This window comes from Streptomyces venezuelae (assembly GCF_008642295.1).
In the GTDB taxonomy this organism is placed as follows: Bacteria; Actinomycetota; Actinomycetes; order Streptomycetales; family Streptomycetaceae; genus Streptomyces; species Streptomyces venezuelae_C.
On record NZ_CP029190.1, the window covers coordinates 3,263,256 to 3,280,885 of the forward strand.

Annotated in this window: 16 protein-coding genes; 13 read left to right on the top strand and 3 right to left on the bottom strand. The window is 72.6% G+C overall.

Annotation, left to right across the window (positions count from 1 at the left end; translation table 11 throughout):
• Positions 1–26 precede the first annotated feature (26 nt).
• From DEJ50_RS33920 to rfbB, 11 genes are all read left to right on the top strand, one after another.
• Positions 27–197 (top strand): daptide-type RiPP, encoded by a 171-nt coding sequence (locus tag DEJ50_RS33920; protein ID WP_190344482.1) that lies wholly within the window; start codon positions 27–29, stop codon positions 195–197.
• Between the two features lie 105 nt (positions 198–302).
• Positions 303–1,076 (top strand): ABC transporter ATP-binding protein, encoded by a 774-nt coding sequence (locus DEJ50_RS14210; RefSeq protein ID WP_150208396.1) that lies wholly within the window; start codon positions 303–305, stop codon positions 1,074–1,076.
• Entirely contained in the window at positions 1,069–1,815 is a 747-nt protein-coding gene (locus tag DEJ50_RS14215; protein ID WP_150208397.1) for an ABC transporter permease, read from the top strand. Before DEJ50_RS14210 ends, DEJ50_RS14215 begins: the two co-directional genes overlap by 8 nt.
• A complete protein-coding gene (gene mpaP / locus DEJ50_RS14220; protein ID WP_150208398.1) occupies positions 1,812–3,476 on the top strand; it encodes a daptide biosynthesis intramembrane metalloprotease in 1,665 nt (554 codons plus the stop codon). Before DEJ50_RS14215 ends, mpaP begins: the two co-directional genes overlap by 4 nt.
• 49 nt (positions 3,477–3,525) lie before the next feature.
• Positions 3,526–6,147 carry a class III lanthionine synthetase LanKC gene (gene lanKC / locus DEJ50_RS14225; RefSeq protein ID WP_150208399.1) on the top strand — a complete coding sequence of 874 codons (2,622 nt, stop codon included), beginning with the start codon at positions 3,526–3,528 and terminating at the stop codon, positions 6,145–6,147.
• 115 nt (positions 6,148–6,262) lie between these two features.
• Entirely contained in the window at positions 6,263–7,573 is a 1,311-nt protein-coding gene (locus DEJ50_RS14230; protein WP_150208400.1) for a YcaO-like family protein, read from the top strand.
• 51 nt (positions 7,574–7,624) lie between these two features.
• Positions 7,625–8,287 carry a GOLPH3/VPS74 family protein gene (locus DEJ50_RS14235; RefSeq protein ID WP_190344484.1) on the top strand — a complete coding sequence of 221 codons (663 nt, stop codon included), beginning with the start codon at positions 7,625–7,627 and terminating at the stop codon, positions 8,285–8,287.
• Positions 8,288–8,523: 236 nt separating this feature from the next.
• Positions 8,524–9,111: a helix-turn-helix transcriptional regulator gene (locus DEJ50_RS14240; protein ID WP_190344486.1), complete on the top strand. Its 588-nt coding sequence runs from the start codon at positions 8,524–8,526 to the stop codon at positions 9,109–9,111.
• Positions 9,112–9,395: 284 nt separating this feature from the next.
• Positions 9,396–10,487, top strand: coding sequence for a glycosyltransferase family 2 protein (locus DEJ50_RS14245; RefSeq protein WP_150208403.1), 1,092 nt, complete (start codon positions 9,396–9,398; stop codon positions 10,485–10,487).
• On the top strand, positions 10,484–11,551 hold the full coding sequence (locus DEJ50_RS14250; RefSeq protein WP_150208404.1) for a glucose-1-phosphate thymidylyltransferase: 1,068 nt from the start codon (positions 10,484–10,486) through the stop codon (positions 11,549–11,551). The genes DEJ50_RS14245 and DEJ50_RS14250 overlap by 4 nt, the downstream gene beginning before the upstream one ends.
• Positions 11,552–11,589: 38 nt before the next feature.
• Positions 11,590–12,573 (top strand): dTDP-glucose 4,6-dehydratase, encoded by a 984-nt coding sequence (rfbB, locus tag DEJ50_RS14255; RefSeq protein WP_150208405.1) that lies wholly within the window; start codon positions 11,590–11,592, stop codon positions 12,571–12,573.
• A gap of 11 nt (positions 12,574–12,584) precedes the next feature.
• On the opposite strand, the gene DEJ50_RS14260 is transcribed toward rfbB, so the two are convergent.
• The 3 genes from DEJ50_RS14260 to DEJ50_RS14270 all read right to left on the bottom strand — a co-directional run bounded on the left by DEJ50_RS14260 (position 12,585) and on the right by DEJ50_RS14270 (position 13,938).
• Positions 12,585–12,989 (bottom strand): hypothetical protein, encoded by a 405-nt coding sequence (locus DEJ50_RS14260; protein ID WP_150208406.1) that lies wholly within the window; start codon positions 12,987–12,989, stop codon positions 12,585–12,587.
• 77 nt (positions 12,990–13,066) lie between these two features.
• Positions 13,067–13,489, bottom strand: a complete 423-nt coding sequence (locus DEJ50_RS14265) for a Zn-ribbon domain-containing OB-fold protein (RefSeq protein WP_150208407.1) — start codon at positions 13,487–13,489, stop codon at positions 13,067–13,069.
• A complete protein-coding gene (locus DEJ50_RS14270; protein ID WP_150208408.1) occupies positions 13,486–13,938 on the bottom strand; it encodes a DoxX family membrane protein in 453 nt (150 codons plus the stop codon). The genes DEJ50_RS14265 and DEJ50_RS14270 overlap by 4 nt, the downstream gene beginning before the upstream one ends.
• Positions 13,939–14,101: 163 nt before the next feature.
• Between DEJ50_RS14270 and DEJ50_RS14275 the strand changes: the two genes are divergently transcribed.
• Both DEJ50_RS14275 and DEJ50_RS14280 read left to right on the top strand, forming a co-directional pair.
• Positions 14,102–15,265 (top strand): flavin-containing monooxygenase, encoded by a 1,164-nt coding sequence (locus DEJ50_RS14275; protein ID WP_150208409.1) that lies wholly within the window; start codon positions 14,102–14,104, stop codon positions 15,263–15,265.
• 94 nt (positions 15,266–15,359) lie between these two features.
• Positions 15,360–17,600, top strand: a complete 2,241-nt coding sequence (locus DEJ50_RS14280; RefSeq protein WP_150208410.1) for an acetate--CoA ligase family protein — start codon at positions 15,360–15,362, stop codon at positions 17,598–17,600.
• The last annotated feature ends 30 nt before the right edge of the window (positions 17,601–17,630 follow it).

Consider the following 17,630-nt stretch of genomic DNA (forward strand, 5'->3'; position numbering starts at 1 on the left):
CGAACCGCATGAAGGAGGTGAACAGAATGCAGAACATCTTCGAGAAGGACGCCATCGACTCCCTGGAGCTGGGCATGCAGGAGCTGGAGGCCATGGAGGCCCCCGGCATGTGGTCCAACTTCCAGGCCGGTGTGACCGTCTCGGTCGCCGCCTCCGCCATCTACGGCGGTGTGGCCTCCGCTGTCGCCGTCACCTGATCCCTCAGGTGACCGCCCGGTCCCGGGTCCCGGAAGGAAGCCTCATTTCCTTCCGGGGCCCGGGGTCCCGCCGTTTGTACGTTGCCACGTTGCCACGGAGCACGCATGAGTAACACCGCAGTAGCGAAATTCGAGGGTCTGACCAAGACTTTCGGCGCATTCACCGCCGTCGACGACATCACCTTCGAGGTCCCCTCGGGTCGGGTCGTGGGTCTGCTCGGCCGCAACGGGGCCGGCAAGACCACCTCCCTGCGCATGCTGCTGGGCCTCACCGCGCCCACCTCCGGCAGCGCCACCGTCTTCGGCACCCCCTACGCCGAACTGCCCGACGCGGCCCACCGGATCGGCGTCACCATGGACGGCATCGGCGCCATGCCGGGCGTGTCCGGCCGACGCGATCTGAAGATCTGGGCCAGGATGCTCGGCCTCCCGGCCCGCCGGGTGGACGAGGTACTGGAGCGGGTCGGCCTCGCCGACCGCGCCGACAAGAAGCACAAGGGCTACTCCACCGGCATGAAGCAGCGGCACGCCCTGGCCTGCGCCCTGCTCGCCGACCCCGAACTGCTGGTGCTGGACGAACCCGCCAACGGCCTCGACCCGGACGGCATCCGCTGGCTCCGCACCTTCCTGCGGTCCCTCGCCGACGAGGGGCGCACCGTTCTGCTCTCCAGCCACCTGCTGGCCGAGGTGGAGCAGACCGTGGACGACGTCGTGATCGTGCAGCAGAGCCTGCGCTACTGCGGCACCCTCGACGAGCTCACCGAACAGGGCCGGTACAGCCTCGAGGACCGGTTCTTCGCCCTCGCCGGGGACACCGGAGGCACCGGAAACACCGGAGGCACCGGAAGCGAGCCCGCGAAGGAGGCCGCACATGCGTAACGTCATCGCCGCCGAGTGGTCCAAGGCCTGGACCGGCAAGGCCTGGTGGACCCTCGCCCTGATCGGCGTGTTCCTCGGTGTCCTGGCCGGCACCGGCTTCGTCGCCCAGGCCGACGCGGACATCGCCGCCGGCCGGGACACCGTCGAGGCGGCCACCGACCAGGTGGTCCGCTGCTGGTTCATGCTGATGCTGTTCTCCGCCCTGTTCGGCGCCGTGTCCGTCACCAAGGAGTACAACTCCGGTGCGATCGCCCGGACCGTGCTGCTCAGCGGCGGGCGCGGCCGGCTGCTGGCCGCCAAGCTGATCGCCGGCACCGGCATGGGCGCCCTGTACGCCGTACTCGCCACCGTCCTGGCCGCGGCCTCCCCGATGCTGTTCCTGGCCACCGCCACCGAGCACGAGCCGGTGTGGACGGGCGAGACCACCCTGACCCTGGTCGGCGTCTTCGCCGTCACCCTGCTCAGCGCCCCCTGGGGCGTCTTCCTCGGCTGGATCATCCGCAACCAGACCGCCGCCGTCGCCACCCTGCTGGGCCTGACCCTGTTCGTCGACGAGGCCCTGCTGCGGCTGCTGCCCGAGGCCGGCAAGTTCACCCTGACCATCGCGATGAGCTCGGTCTACCGGGACGGCAAGCCCGAACTGCTGTCGGTCCCACTGGCCCTGCTGGTCATCACCGGCTGGCTGGCCCTTTCCGGGTTCGCCGCCCGCAAGCTGTTCCTGTCCCGGGACGTCATATGAGGTCCGGCGGCCGGTCGGGCGCGGGCGCCGTGCTGACCCCGGAGCGGGCCACCGAGCTGCTGGCCCGGCCGCAGCTGGCCTCCGACGTCACCCTCCACGAGCCGATCGCCGAGGACGCCCCATGGGTGGTGCAGCGCGGCTCCCAGCAGTACATCCGGGTCGGCGCGGACATGGTCCGGCTGCTCCAGGCGATCGACGGGGAACGCGGCCATCCGGCCCTGGCGGCCGAACTGGGCTCGCCGTGGACCGAGGACACGGTCGGCAAGGCCGTCCAGAACCTGAACCGGATGCGGCTGCTGGAGGACGGCCTGCCGCACAAGCACAGCAGCACCTGGTTCAAGTTCGTGCCGCCGCTGACCTTCCAGCTCACCCTGGTGAAACCGGACCGGATGCTCTCCCGGCTCGCGCCGCTGCTGCGGCTCTTCGCCAACCGGGCGGGCGCCGCCCTCGCCGCGGTCCTCGCCCTGGGCGGTCTGCTGGCGCTCGCCGCCCAGGCGCCGGTGCTCAAGGAGAGCCTGGGCGCGCCGCTGCCGCTGGGCATCCTGCTCGGCGTCTCCGCCGCCTCCGCCCTGGCGACCGCACTGCACGAGATGGGGCACGGCGCGGTCCTCACCCATCACGGCGGACGGCCCAGCCGGATGGGCGTGATGCTCTTCTACCTGACTCCCGCGTTCTTCTGCGACGTCTCCGACGGCTGGCGGCTGCCCGAGCGCCGGCAGCGCGTCCAGGTGGCGCTGGCCGGCATCGTGACCCAGCTGGTCATCGCCGGTTCGGCCGGGCTCGCCTCGCTCGCCGCGGGCGAGGGCGGACTGCGCGACGGCATGCTCGTCTTCGCCGTCTCCACCTACATCACGAGCCTGCTGAACCTGCTGCCGTTCGTCAAACTCGACGGCTACATCGCGCTGATGACCCATCTGGACATCTCGCACCTGCGGGACCGGACCATGACCGACGCCCGCCGCTTCCTGGCCCGGCTCCTCTTCGGCGGCCGGTACCGGAGGGAACTGCCGGGGCTGTGGTGGTCCGTACCGTTCGGACTCGCCTGCATGCTCTTCCCGCTGTACCTGATCGGGCTGGCCGCCACCCTCTGGCTGGACCTGCTCCAGGGCATGGGGATCTTCGGCGCCACGCTGGTGCTCCTCGGTGTGGGCTACCTCGGCTACCGGGCCTGGCTCGGCGGCCGGAAGCTGGTGCGCGAGGCGCGCACGGGCGGTGCCGGGACCGGGCGGATCTGCGCCACCGCGCTGCTGGCCGTGGCCGCCGCCGGTGCCGCGCTGACCATGGTCAGCGTGCCGTACACGGTGGCCGGCGGGTACGTCCTCAAGGACGGCAGGGCCTCGCTGGTGCTGTCCGATTCCGCCGACCTCGAGGCGGTCACCCCGGGCGCGGAGGTCACCCTGTACCGCCGCGGGATGGTCACCCGGACCGAGACCGGGGCCGGGACCGTGGACCCGGGCCGGGCCGAGGAGCGCAATGTGCCGCTGTCCGCGTTCGTGCCCGTGCAGGAGGGCGATTCCCTGTCCGTGCCCGCCCGGGTGCTGCCGCTGTCGGTGACCGGCACGGCCCCGGCCGAGCCCATCGGCACCGCGCGCGTCGCGGCCGGCAGCCGCTCGCTCGGCACCTGGCTCTACCTCTCGTACATCGCCCCCGCCACTCGCTGACCACCCCGCCACTCACTGGCCCTCACGGTGACAGGACTCGCACACCACCATGGATATCCTCCGGCACCTGCACTTCTGCCCGCCCGGCACGCCGTTCTTCGATCTGCCGGCCCGGGTCGATCCGGCCGAGGACGCGTTTCCCCTGGCGCATGACGCACTGCCCGAGGGCTGGTCGCGTACGCCGGGCAGCGAGTGGGTGGTGATGGCCCCGCCGGGGGTGACGCTGCCCAAGCAGGGCTGGAAGATCCATGTGTCGGCGAACCTGGACAATGCCGCGCACCTGCTCGACCTGGTGGCGAAGTACTGCGTCGCCGAGGGCGTGATGTTCAAGTTCATCCGCTCCGCGCGGCTGCTGCGCCAGCGCAACGGCAAGTACGGCGACCGCAGCGGCAGCGGCAAGTTCATCACCGTGTACCCGCTCGACGACGCGCATTTCGAGGAGGTGCTGCGGGAGCTCGACACCCTGGTGGGGGGCGAGCCCGGCCCGTACATCCTGAGCGATCTGCGCTACCGGCAGGGCCCGCTCTACGTCCGCTACGGCGGTTTCGTGCTCCAGGCGGTCCGCTCCGCCGAGACCGGTGAGCTCGTCTACTGCATCGAGAACCCGGACGGCGAACTGGTGCCGGACCGGCGGGGCCCGGGGTTCCGGCCGCCGGAGTGGGTGACGGTGCCCGACTGCCTGGCCGAGTCGGTGGCCGCGCGCGGGGCGGGCACCCTCCGGGACTTCCCGTTCCGGGTGACCTCCGCCGTGCACTTCTCCAACGGCGGCGGGGTGTACCGGGGTACGGACACCCGGGACGGCTCGGAGGTCCTGCTGCGGGAGGCCCGGCCGTACGCGGGTCTGGACGCGGACGGCCGGGACGCGGTCACCCGGCACGAGCAGGAGCACTGGGCGCTGCGCCGGCTGGCCGGGGCACCGGCGATCCCGCGGCTGATCGACTACCGCAAGGGCCACGAGCACTACTTCCTCGTCCGGGAGTGGGTGGAGGGCGCCCCGCTGTCCAAGGAGCTGATGCGGCGCAACCCGCTGCTGAACGGCATCACCTCGGCCACTGCGGTCGCGGAGTACACCGCGTGGGCGCTGGACGTGCTCGCCCAGACCGAGCGCGGGCTGGCCGGGATGCACGAGCGGGGCGTGGTCTTCGGCGACCTGCACCCGGGCAACCTGCTGATCCGGCCGGACGGCGAGGTGGTGTTCATCGACTTCGAGACGGCCGGACCGCCGGAGGAGCAGACCGGCCAGACCATGGGCGCGGTGGGGTTCATCGCCCCGGCCGGGTACACCGGGTTCGCGGTGGACCGCTATGCGCTGGGCTGTCTGCGGCTGGCGGCGTTCGTGCCGCTGGTGGCGATGGTGTCGTGGTCCCCGGACAAGCCGGAGGAACTGCTCGAGCTGATCACGCGCTCGTACCCGGTGCCCGCCGATTTCGCCGCCGCGGTCCGCCGCGACCTCCAGGGCCTGTCGGAGGGCGCTGCCGTTGCGGCCGACTCCGGCACGGACTCCGGTTCGGGCTCGCTGTGGGCCGTGCCCGGGGCCGGGGCCGGGCCCGCGGAGCGTGCCGAGTGGCTGCGGGCGCTCGGGGACGGGGTGCTGGCCACCGTGCAGGAGGGCCGTGACGACCGGCTGTTCCCCGGTGACGCCGAGCAGTTCTTCACCCCGGAGGGCTGTCTCGGCTTCGCCCACGGAGCCGCCGGCGTGCTGTGGGCGCTCGGGGAGTCCGGGCTGCCGGTCCCGGAGGAGCACCTCGACTGGCTGGTCGAGCGGGTGCGGGCGGCGGCCGATCCGCAGCCCGGTTTCCAGGCCGGGCTGGGCGGCATCGCGTACGCCCTGGACCGGCTGGGCCGCACCGGCACCGCCCGCGAGCTGGTGGAGCGGATCGCCCGGGCGCCGCTGTCCGGACTCGACCACACCCTGCAGGACGGCCTGGCCGGAGTGGGCCTGACCCTGCTGCACTTCGGACTCCGGGACGAAGCGGTCCGGATCGCGGAACGGCTCGACGGGCTGCCCGCCCCGGCCGGCCGCAGGCCGGCGCGCGGACCGGACAGCCGCCCGACCACCGGACTGCTGCGGGGCGGGACGGGCACCGCCCTGTTCCTGCTCCGGCTGTACGAGCACACGGGTGACGGCACCCTGCTGGACCGGGCGGCCGAGGCGCTGCGCACCGATCTGGCCGGTCTCGGCTGGCAGCCCGGGGAGCCGTTCGGGGAGTCCGCCACCGGCCGTATCCCGGTGATCGGCGAGGGCAGCGGCGGCACCGGCATGGTGCTGCACGATCTGCTGGCGCACCGGCCGGACGAGGAACTGGCCCAGGCCCGGGACGCGGTCCGGGCGGCCACCGCCATTCCCTTCCTGCCCCACTCCGGCCTGCTGAACGGCCGGGCCGGCGCCATCCTGGCCCGGATCCACCTGGATTCCGGGCCCGGGCCCGGGGCGGGGCCGGCGCCGGTGCCGTCAGACCGAGTGCCGTCAGACCGGGTGCCGGCCGATCCGGCGCTGGAGCGGCACCTGGCCGAGCTCGGGATCAATGCCGTGCCCTTCCGGGGCGGCACCGCCTTCCTCGGCCAGGAGTGCCTGCGGATCTCCGCCGACCTGGCGACCGGCTCGGCCGGAGTGCTGCTGGCCCTGACCGCCGCCCTGAGCGACCGCCGCGCCCGGCTGCCGTTCTTCTGAGCCACCGCACGGCAGCGCCGGACCCGCACACACCGGACCCGCACAGACCGGACGAGCCCCGACGGAAGCCCCCGCCCGAGGGGCTCGTCCTCCCTTCTCCAGGTTGGAACCGCTGATGATCGACTTCCTCGCCACCCTCGACCCCGCGAACGGCCTGGCCGAGGACTCCTGCATGCTGCCGCCCGGGCCGCCGGACGACCTGCTGTGGCGGGCCCTGGTCCGGCTGGCCGCCGGTAGGGACCGGGCGGAGCGGGACGACCAGGCGCTGACCCCGCGTGTGGTCGGCGCCTACGGGCACACCCGGATGGACGCCCTGGTCCGCGGGGCCGGCGAGGCCGTCGAGCGGTTCGCGCTGTTCCCGCAGGACGGCGGAGTGCCGGGGCAGGTCCGGGGCACCGCGGCCGGACTCGGGGCGCGGGCCCTGGACTTCGCCGCCCCGGGACTCGGGCTCGGCGATCCGGCGGCCGGCTGCCGCACCCTGACCTGGTATCCGGCCCGGCGGCTCGCCGACGGCTCCGAACTCCTCGTACCGGCCGGTCTGGTGGACTACCCGGCTCCGGCCGAGGAAGCGGAGGGGTTCGATCCCGGCCCTTCCGGTGCCGCCTCCGGGCAGGGGTACGACATGGCCCTGCGCTCGGCGCTGCTGGAGCTGGTGGAGCGGGACGCCCTGCTCGTGGCCTGGGAGCGGAAGCTGCGCCCGAGGCGCATCGACCTGGCCGCGCTGACAGCCGGCGGGGTCCCGCGCGGCAAGGAGAACACCCTGCGGCGCGGTCTGCTGCGGCTGTGGGATGCGGCGCTGCGGGCCGGGCTGGAACCGGTGCTGGCCGATCTGCCCACCGGGATCCCGGGGGTGGCCTGCACGGTCGCCGTGGTGCTCGACCGGACCGGGCCGCAGCCGCTGGCGACGATGGGCTGCAATGCCACCGACCGGGTGGACTGGAGCATGCTGGGCGCGCTCCAGGAGGCCCTTCAGGTGCGCTCCGCCGTGGTCAACCAGCGGGAGAGCCACGGGTACGGGGCGGCTCCGGCCACCATCGTGGACGACGACGACCGGCTGCGGTACGTGGCCTCACGGGAGTGCTTCGCGTGGGTGGAGGAGTGGACCGGCGGGTTCCGTAGCCCCCGCCCGCCCCGGGAGTCCCGCGCGGTGCCGACCTCGGAGCTGCTGGCGGGAATGCTCGCCGACGGCGCCGACCCGATCGCGGTGGACCTCACCCACCGACTTCCGCTTGGGCTCCGGGAGATGGGCTGGGCGGCCGTGAAGGTGGTCCCGGTCGGCTACCAGCCGCTGCGGCTGGCCGAGGACCACAGGTTCAGCTGGAACACCGGCCGGCTGCGCACGGCGGAGGCGCGCACCGGGCTTCCCGGGCTGCTGCCGGCCGATGCCGAACCCGCCGTGGAGCGGCGCCCGCACCCCTTGCCATGATCTGCGACACAGGAAGTTTCGCAGGTCAGAACCATGGAGAGGACCATTCTTATGGAAACCACACTGGGTGAGCAGATCATGCTCCTGTCGCTCGACGACACCACCGGCGCCGCCGCGCTGCAGCCTCAGTCCGAGTTCATGATCTCCAGCGCCTCGGTGCTGGAGCTCGCGCTGGCCGGCCGCATCCGCCTGGAGGACGGCCGGGTCCTCGTCAACGACCCCGCCCCGCTGGGGATTCCGGTTCTGGACGCGGCGCTGGCGGCCATCGCCGCGGCGAAGCAGCCCGAGGACGCCCAGGCCTGGATCTTCCGGCTGAAGCAGGAAGCGGTGGAGGGCGCCCGGCAGGGGCTGCTGGAGAAGGGCGTCATCCGCGAGGAGCGGACCCGCCGCTGGGGCATCTTCCCGGTGAACCGCTACCCGGAGGCCGACGGCACCGTCGAGGAGGGGGTCCGCGCGAAGCTGGCGGCTGCGGTTCTGGAGGGCGGGCAGCCGGACGACCGGACGGCCGCCCTGATCTCGCTGCTGCACGGCGGCGGCCTGGAGAGCCTGCTGTTCACCGACCGGCAGGACCGGGAGCCGATCCGCGCCCGGATGGCCGAACTGTCCGAGAACCACTGGTCCGAGCCGGTCATGAAGCAGCTGGTGGACTCGGTGCTGGTCGGCCTCGCCGGGTACGCGGCGACCACCGTGGCGGCGGTCAACACGGGCAACTAGGGCACAGGGAACGGGCGTTCCTCAGGTCTTCCTCAATTCTCCCGGAATGATCCATTCCGCTCGGCTTCTTCCGTTCACCGGGGTGGCCGAATGTGTTAACTTCCCTATTGCTGATCAAGGTTGTTGTCGCGGGGGCGACAACCCGGGTTCGACCAACTCGGGTTACCGACCGCTTTGCATAGCAGAATGTACGGGGAACCATGGAACGTATCGTTCTTGTCATAAATTCGGCATCGTTGCGCCGCAGGATGACCGAGGTGCTCTCCGCGCCCGGCTGGGAGGTCTGCGGACGGGAAGCGGACGGGGGCATGCGGCCCGCCGCTCCGGCCGATGTCGTGGTGGTGGAGGCCGGCGCCCTGGACGCCGACCACAAACTGGCCGAATGGGGCAGCCGGGCCATCGCCCTGGTCTCCGGCGAGGACGACCCGTTCTGGGAGTCCGCGGCCTTCGGCCGGGTGGTCGGGATCATCGACCGGGACGACCCCGACCACGGACACATCACCGCCGTCCGCGAGGTGCTGAGCGGCCGGGGCTGGGTCTCCCCCGAGCTGGTACCGACCCTGCTGGCAGGACGGACCGGACAGTTCCGACCTGCGGAACCGCCGGCCGCCGAGATCATCCGGCTCACCGACCGGGAACGCGGAGTGGCCAACCTGGTCGCCGAGGGCATGTCCAACTCGGAGATCGCCGAGCACCTGACGATCGAACGCAGCACGGTGAAGTTCCACGTGTCGAACGTCCTGCGCAAGCTGCACCTGCGCGACCGGTCCCAGGTGGCCGCGCTCTGGCACTCGCACACCGCACCCGTCCGCTTCGCGGCCTGACGGCACCCCGGCACAAACCCCCGTCCCGGGACGGGGGATGACCCGCCTCGCGGCGGGCGCGCCCCGGCGGCGCCTGGCATTAGCTTTACGCCAGGCGCCGCACGCCGTACCGGGCAAAGCCCCGGTGACAATTCGTCACTTCTACAGGATTCGCGGATTCACGGATTCACTGATTCGCGAATGGATCGCATCAGGGGTGCGTCAATTCGGCGTGCCGGAAAATTCATTCGGCCGGGCGGGCGAGCGGTGCCGCCACCGATATCGCCGCGCGGAAAGTTGCACAGATGGACCACTCCCCCGGGCAGCCCCGTATATCGGTGATCTGCCCGACCTACAACCGGTCCCGCCCGATTCTCCACACCCTCGCCTCGGTGAGCGCCCAGACCGTCACCGACTGGGAGATGCTGGTGGTGTCCGACGGCAGCACCGACGACACCGACGCGTGCGTGCGCGAAGCCGCCCTCGCCGACCCCCGGATCCGGCTGCTGCGCGCCGAGCGGCACGGCCATCCCAGCGGCCCCCGCAACCTCGGTCTCGCCGAGGCCCGGGGCGAGGTCGTCGCCTACCTCGACCACGACGACCGCTGGCGGCCGGACCACCTCGCCGTGGTCCTCTCCCTGATCGACGCCGGGGCCGAGCTGGTGGCCACCGGCTTCGAACTCCAGGACCCGCAGGGCCGGGCCACCGCGGTGTCCCGGCCGTACGAGATGTGCTGGCACCCGGAGTTCCAGCTGCTCGGCGTGGTCTTCGAACCCTCCCGGGTGGCCCACCGGCGCGGCCTCGCCGAGCGCGTCGGCGGCTGGCGGGCCGGGGCCGGGCTGGAGGACTGGGACCTGTGGCTGCGGATGACCGACGCGGGGGCCCGGTTCGCGACGGCGGCCGAGCGTACGACCGTACTGCTCGACGACGCCGGCACCCGCCGGCACCGGATCCCGGCCCGGCACTGGCTGCCGCTGGCCGCCTTCGACGATCCCCGCGCGGCCCACACGATGCTGGAGCGGCTGCGGTCCGGGCACGCCGAAAGCGCGCTGACCGCGGCCCAGGCGGCCGACACCGCGGAATGGCTGGCCCGCCTGACGGCCGACCCCGAGTTCACCCGCCCCACGGACTGGGCCGGCGACCCGGTCCCCGAACTGGCCGAGGCCCGGCGGGCGGCGGCCGGGGCGGAGCGGTGGCCGGAGCTGGCCGTGGTCCGGGAGCGCGGAGCCGCCGGGGCGCGGCCCCGCTTCCTGCTGGCCCAGCCGGTCCGCTGCGCCGACGGGCGGCACGCGGACCGGATCGCCGCACTCCTCCGGCACACCCAGCCAAGGCTGTTCGCCCTGCTGGACGCCATCGCGGCGGAATCGGCAGCACCGGCCCCGGCGGTCGCCCGGTGAAGGCGCTGGTCCTCGCCGGGGGTACCGGCAGCAGGCTGCGTCCCATCACCCACACCGCCGCCAAACAGCTCGTCCCGGTCGCCAACAAGCCGGTCCTCTTCTACGGCATCGAGTCGATCGTCGCGGCCGGCATCACCGAGATCGGGGTGATCGTCGGCGGCACCGAGCGGGAGATCCGGGCCGCCCTCGGCGACGGCTCGCGGTTCGGCGCCCGGATCACCTACCTGCCCCAGGAGGCCCCGCTCGGACTCGCGCACGCCGTGCTCATCGCCCGGGACTGGCTGGGTGACGAGGATTTCGTGATGTACCTGGGCGACAACTTCGTGGTCGGCGGGATCACCGGGCTGGTCGAGGAGTTCCGGCAGGAGCGTCCGCACGCCCGGATCCTGCTCACCAAGGTCGCCGACCCGTCGGTGTTCGGCGTCGCCGAACTCGGCCCGGACGGCGGCGTCGTACGCCTGGAGGAGAAGCCGGCCGCCCCGCGCAGCGATCTGGCGCTGGTCGGCGTCTATCTGTTCACCTCCGCCGTGCACGAGGCGGTCGCCGCGATCGCGCCGTCCGCGCGCGGGGAGATGGAGATCACCGATGCCATCCAGTGGCTGATCGACGCCGGCCGGACCGTCACGGCCACCACCATCACCGGTTACTGGAAGGACACCGGGAACGTCACCGACATGCTGGAGGTCAACCGTGCGGTGCTGGAGGGCATCGAACCGGCCGTCGCCGGCTCGGTGGACGCGGCCAGCGAGATCGTGGGCCGGGTCCGGATCGCACCCGGCGCCCGGATCATCCGGTCGCGGATCGTGGGCCCGGCCGTCATCGGCGCGGACGCCGTCGTGAGCGACTCCCACATCGGCTCCTTCACCTCGGTGGCCGACCACTGCCGGATCAGCGGCAGCGAGGTGGAGTTCTCCATCCTGCTGGAAGGGGCCCGGATCGAGGACGCGGGCCGGATCGAGGGCTCCCTGATCGGCCGGTCCGTCCAGGTCTCCGGTGCGGTGCGGGCACCCCGCGCGCACCGGCTGGTGCTGGGCGACCACAGCCGCATCCAGATCGCCTCCTGAACATCCCACCCCCGACTCGAAGGACCGCGAGAAGCACCATGAGAATCCTCGTCACCGGAGGGGCCGGCTTCATCGGCTCCCACTTCGTCCGCCAGCTGCTGTCCGACGACGGACCGGAGGCGGCGGGGCTCACCACGCCCACCGCCGTGACCGTCCTGGACGTGCTCACCTACGCCGGCAACCCCGCCAACCTGGCCTCCGTACAGGACGACCCGCGGCTGACCTTCATCCGCGGGGACATCCTCGACACCGACAGGGTCACCGCTCTGATGGCCGAGCACGACGCGGTGGTCCACCTGGCGGCCGAGTCCCATGTGGACCGGTCCATCGCCGCCGGCGGCGGCTTCGCCTCCACCAACGTCCTGGGCACCCAGAACCTCCTCGAGGCCGCCGTACACGCCGGGCTCGGCACCTTCGTCCACGTCTCCACGGACGAGGTGTACGGCTCGATCCCGGTCGGCTCGTGGACCGAGGAGCAGCCGCTGTCCCCCAACTCCCCCTACTCGGCGGCCAAGGCGGGCTCGGACCTGCTGGCCCTGGCGTACCACCGGACGCACGGCCTGGACGTGCGGATCACCCGGTGCTCCAACAACTACGGCCCCCACCAGTACCCCGAGAAGATCATCCCGCTCTTCATCACCCGGCTGCTCGACGGCGGGTCCGTCCCGCTCTACGGGGACGGCGAGCAGATCCGGGACTGGCTGCACGTGGAGGACCACTGCCGGGCCATCCGGCTGGTGCTGGAGGGCGGCCGGCCCGGCGAGGTCTACAACGTGGGCGGCGGCACCGAGCTCACCAACAAGCAGCTGACCGCCCTGCTGCTGGAGGCCTGTGGCCGGGACTGGGAGAGCGTGGAGCACGTGGCGGACCGCAAGGCCCACGACGCCCGCTACTCGGTGGACTGGTCCAAGATCCGCGACGAGCTGGGCTACCGCCCGCTGCGCTCCTTCGACGAGGGCCTGGCCGCCACCGTGGACTGGTACCGGCAGAACCGCGCCTGGTGGGAGCCGCTGGACCGCTGACCGCCGCCGGTTCAGGCCCGGCGCGGCCCGGTGAGCGCGGCCTCGAGGGCCTCGCCCGTCATCTCGATGACGACGGCGCCCTCCCGCATGTCCGGCGGAAGGTGCGGCTGCTCTTCGGCCCGGCACACGATTCCTGCCCGGGCCGGGTCGATGACGACCGCGCCGAGCCGGGAGACCAGTTCCGCGACGATGCCGAACACCCCGCCGGCGTGCGGACGCTCGACGTGGATGCCGTATTGGTCGACGAAGATCTCGGCTTCGCTGCCGTCCGCGGCCCGGACCCGGAACCCGGTGGTCCCGTCCTCGCCCACCGTGCGCTGCGGATCGCCGACGTCGTGGGGTTCCAGTACGGCCCGCACCACCGCCATGTCCGGCGGCGCGGGCCACTCGGCACCGTCGACGAATCTGTAGATCATCGGACTCCAGCCCAAGACGCCCCCTCCGCACGAACCGGACCCGGACCCGGACACGGACCCGCCTGCGCCATGGTCGGTCAGGTTCCGGCCGGCCGGAAGACCGGGACCGCGAGGCCGGCCTCCGGCTCCGGCCGGAAGGCGACCCGCAGGCGCATTCCGATGCGCAGCTCCGCCGCCGCGCAGTCCACGATCTCGGTCATCATCCGGGGCCCCTCGGCGAGGTCCACCACGGCGGCCACGTAGGGGACGCGGGTGCCGAAGGGCGGCAGGTCGTTCCGGTGGATCACCGACCAGGTGTAGAGGACCGCGTCCCCGCTCGCCGTCTCCCAGGCCACCCGGTCCTCGCCGGCCCAGCAGTACGGGCAGAACTCGCGGGGGTAGTGGTGGGCCCGGGTGCAGGCGGTGCAGCGCCGCAGCAGCAGCCGGCCCTCGGCCGCGGCGGCCCAGTAAGGCCGGGTGAACGCGTCGGTCTCGGGAAGGTCGAACCGTACGGTGGTCACAGGAAGAGTCCGATCGCCGCGTCGAGGGACCAGGTCTGCCAGCTCATGGCGAAGAGCGCGACGAGGGAGATGAGCGCCATCATCGCGTTCTGGCCCTGTTCGGCCCAGTCGTGGATCATCAGCACCAGGTAGAGCAGGTTCAGCAGCAGCCCGCCGATCAGGGCGACGGGGGTGAGGAACCCGAGGACCAGGCCCAGGCCCAGGGCCAGTTCGGCGTAGACGACGATGTACGCCATCAGCCTCGGCCGGGGCTCCACCACCGTGGCGAAGCCGGTCTTCACAAACGGCCACCGGTGCTTCCCGGCCACGTCGGCGGCCCAGGCGATCCCGGTACCGCGCTCGAACCAGCCCTTCTTGTCCTTGTGCCGCCAGCTCTCCAGCCACCACAGGCCGAGGCCGATCCGGAGCACGGCGAGCCATTCGGCCCCGCTGAGCCAGATGGTCTGCATGCAGCCTCCCCTCCCTCGCACCTCTCACTATCTGACGGTACGTCAGTTGACCGGATCGGCGGCCCCCGCGCAAGGGTCCGCGCACCCCGCCGTGACCGATCCGCAACCGATTCCCCGCTTGACCGAGACCCATCAACGCTGCGTGGCGATACGCTCACACCTCATGCCTGAAGCGCCCGACATGACCACCGAACCCCGCCCCGTGTACGTGATCGGGGGCGGCCCCGGCGGTCTCGCCGCCGCCGCCGCACTCCGCGCCCGGGGGGTCCGCGCCGTGGTGGTCGAGAAGTCCGGCTCGGTCGGCGACTCCTGGCGGCGCCACTACGACCGGCTCCATCTGCACACCACCCGCCGGCTGTCGGGACTCCCCGGACTGGCCGTCCCGCGCCGCTTCGGGCGCTGGGTCTCCCGCGACAACGTGGTGTGCTACCTGGAGAAGTACGCCGAGTACCACGAGCTGGAGCTGGTCACCGGGGTGGAGGTGACCCGGATCGACCGGGCCGCCGACGGGGCCGGCTGGGTGCTGCACGCCAGCGGGGGCCGCGAGCTCACCGGCCGTGCGGTGGTCGTCGCCACCGGCTTCAACCACACCCCGGCGGTCCCGGACTGGCCGGGCGCGGCGGAGTACCGGGGCGAGCTGCTGCACGCGGGCGCGTACCGCAATCCCGCGCCGTACGCCGGGCGGGACGTACTGGTGGTCGGCACCGGCAACACCGGGGCCGAGATCGCCGTGGACCTCGCCGAGGGCGGGGCGGCCCGGGTCCGGCTGGCGGTCCGTACCGCCCCGCACATCGTGCGCCGCTCCACCGCGGGCTGGCCGGCCCAGCGCTCCGGCATTCTGGTGCGCCGGCTGCCGGTGCGGCTGGTGGACCGGATCTCCGCCCTCCAGGCCAAGGTGGCGGTGCCGGACCTGTCGGCGTACGGACTGCCCCGCCCGGACACCGGCCTCTACAGCCGGGTCCGGCAGGGCGCGATCCCGGTGCAGGACGTCGGACTGATCGCCGCGGTGCGCTCGGGGGCGGTGGAGCCGGTGGCGGCCGTGGCCTCCTTCGACGGCGAGGGGGTGGTGCTGGCGGACGGCTCGCGCATCAGCCCGGACGTGGTGATCGCGGCCACCGGCTACCGCCGGGCGCTGGAGGGCCTGGTCGGGCATCTCGGCGTACTGGACGAACGCGGACGCCCCCGTCCGCACGGCGCCCGCACGGATCCGGCCGCCCCGGGGCTGTATTTCACCGGTTTCACCAACCCCATAAGCGGAATGTTCCGAGAGATGGCCCTGGACGCCGAAAGGATCGCCAAGGCTCTGGCGCGGAGCCGCCGTCCCTGATTCTTCCCGCCCGCCTGTTCCTGACGACGCGTCAGTTCAGTAATCTGACTACGCGTCAGTTAGTACGAGTCATCGAGCAGGAGCGGGCGGAACGATGCTTGGATCTACTCACGGCACCCTCACCACCGACTTCCGCGCACGTGTCGAGGCCTGCGGGGAACACCCCCGGGCGGCCGTCCACTCCACGACGGCCCCGTCCGGCGGCGGCGCGGACCGGGACGCCCTGGATGTCAGCGGGCGGCCCCTGCACGCCGACGTGCCCGACCTCGACCGGTTCTTCCGGCCCGAGTCCGTGGCGATCGTCGGCGCCTCCGATGCCGACGGCAGACCCAACACGGGCATCACCCGCCAGCTCTTCGCCTGGGCCGAGCGCGTCGGGGCCCGCGTCCATCCCGTCCACCCCACCCGCCCCGCCGTCTTCGGGCGCCCCTGCTTCGCCTCCGTGGCCGACCTGCCCGAGCAGGTGGACCTGGCGGTGCTGCTGGTCGGCGACCCACTGCCGGTCATCGAGCAACTCGCCGAGGCGAAGGTGAAGTTCGCGGTGGCCTTCGCCTCCGGCTTCGCCGAGACCGGCGAGGAGGGGAAGGCCGCCCAGGCCCGGCTCGCCACGGCCGTGGCACGCTCCGGGCTCCGCCTCCTCGGCCCGAACACCAATCTGAACGCCTTCGAGCGGTTCCGCGAGGACCTCGACGGCCCGGCCATCGCCCTGATCACCCAGTCCGGCCACCAGGGCCGGCCCGTCTACACCCTCCAGGAACTGGGCATCCGGCTCTCGCACTGGGCCCCCACGGGCAACGAGGCCGACCTGGAGACCGCCGATTTCATCTCGTACTTCGCCGAGCAGCCCGAGGTCGGGGCGATCGCCTGCTACGTGGAGGGCCTCAAGGACGGCCGCTCCTTCCTCCTGGCCGCCGACCGGGCCGCCCGCAACCGCGTCCCCGTCGTCGCCGTCAAGGTCGGCCGGACCGAGACGGGCGCCCGGATGGCCGCCTCCCACACCGGCAAGCTCACCGGCGCGGACACGGTGGTGGACGCCGCCATGCGGCAGTTCGGGGTGATCCGGGTCGACGGCCTGGACGAACTCCAGGACACCGCCGCCCTGCTGGCCCGCGCCCGCCGCCCGCAGTCCGACGGAGTGGTCGTCTACTCCATCTCCGGCGGCACCGGAGCCCACTTCTCCGACCTGGCGACGGAGGCGGGCCTGCACCTGCCCGGCCTCTCCGCGGCCAAGCAGGCCGAACTCCACCAGTGGATACCGGCGTACCTGAACGTCGCGAACCCGGTGGACAACGGCGGCCACCCGGTCGGCGACTGGCGCGGCCGGAAGATCATCGACGCGATCCTCGCGGACCCCGCGGTCGGGGTCCTGATCTGCCCGATCACCGGCCCCTTCCCCCCCATGAGCGACAAGCTCGCCCAGGACCTGGTCGACGCGGCGGAGCAGACGGACAAACTGATCTGCGTGATCTGGGGCTCCCCGGTCGGTACGGAGGACGCCTACCGCACGACGCTGCTCGGCTCCTCCCGGGTGGCCACCTTCCGCACCTTCGGCAACTGCATCACCGCCGTCCGCGCCTATCTCGACCACCACCGCTTCACGACCGCGTACCGCTCCCCCTTCGAGGACGCGCCCCGCACCCCCTCGCCCTCGTACCGCAAGGCACAGGCCCTGATGCGCCCGGGCCAGCAGCTGAGCGAGCACGCGGCGAAGCAGCTGCTGCGGGCGTACGGCATCCGGGTGCCGCGCGAACAGCTGGTGACCAGCGCGGCGGCGGCGGTCCGCGCGGCGGGCCTGGTCGGCTACCCGGTGGTCATGAAGGCCTCGGGCCCCCAGCTGGCCCACAAAACGGAACTGGGCCTGGTCAAGGTCGGCCTCACCTCGGCCAGCCAGATCCGCGACGCCTACCGCGAGCTGACGGACATCGCCCGCTACGAGGACATCCCGCTGGACGGCATCCTGGTCTGCCAGATGGTCGAGCGGGGGGTGGAGATGGTCGTCGGCGTCACCCAGGACGACCTGTTCGGCCCCACGGTGACGGTGGGCCTGGGCGGCGTCCTGGTCGAGGTCCTGCACGACGCGGCGGTCCGCGTGCCACCGTTCGGCGAGGACCAGGCGCGCGCGATGCTGACGGAACTCCGCGGCCATGCGCTCCTGGAGGGGGTCCGCGGGGCGCCTCCGGCGGATGTCGACGCGCTGGTGGAGGTCGTCCTGCGGATCCAGCGCATGGCGCTGGAGCTGGGCGACGAACTCTCGGAACTGGACATCAACCCCCTGATGGTCCTCCCCCGAGGCCAAGGCGCAGTCGCCTTGGACGCCCTGGCCATCTGCCGCTGACCGGCCACGGCCCGGCCCGGGCCAAGCCCG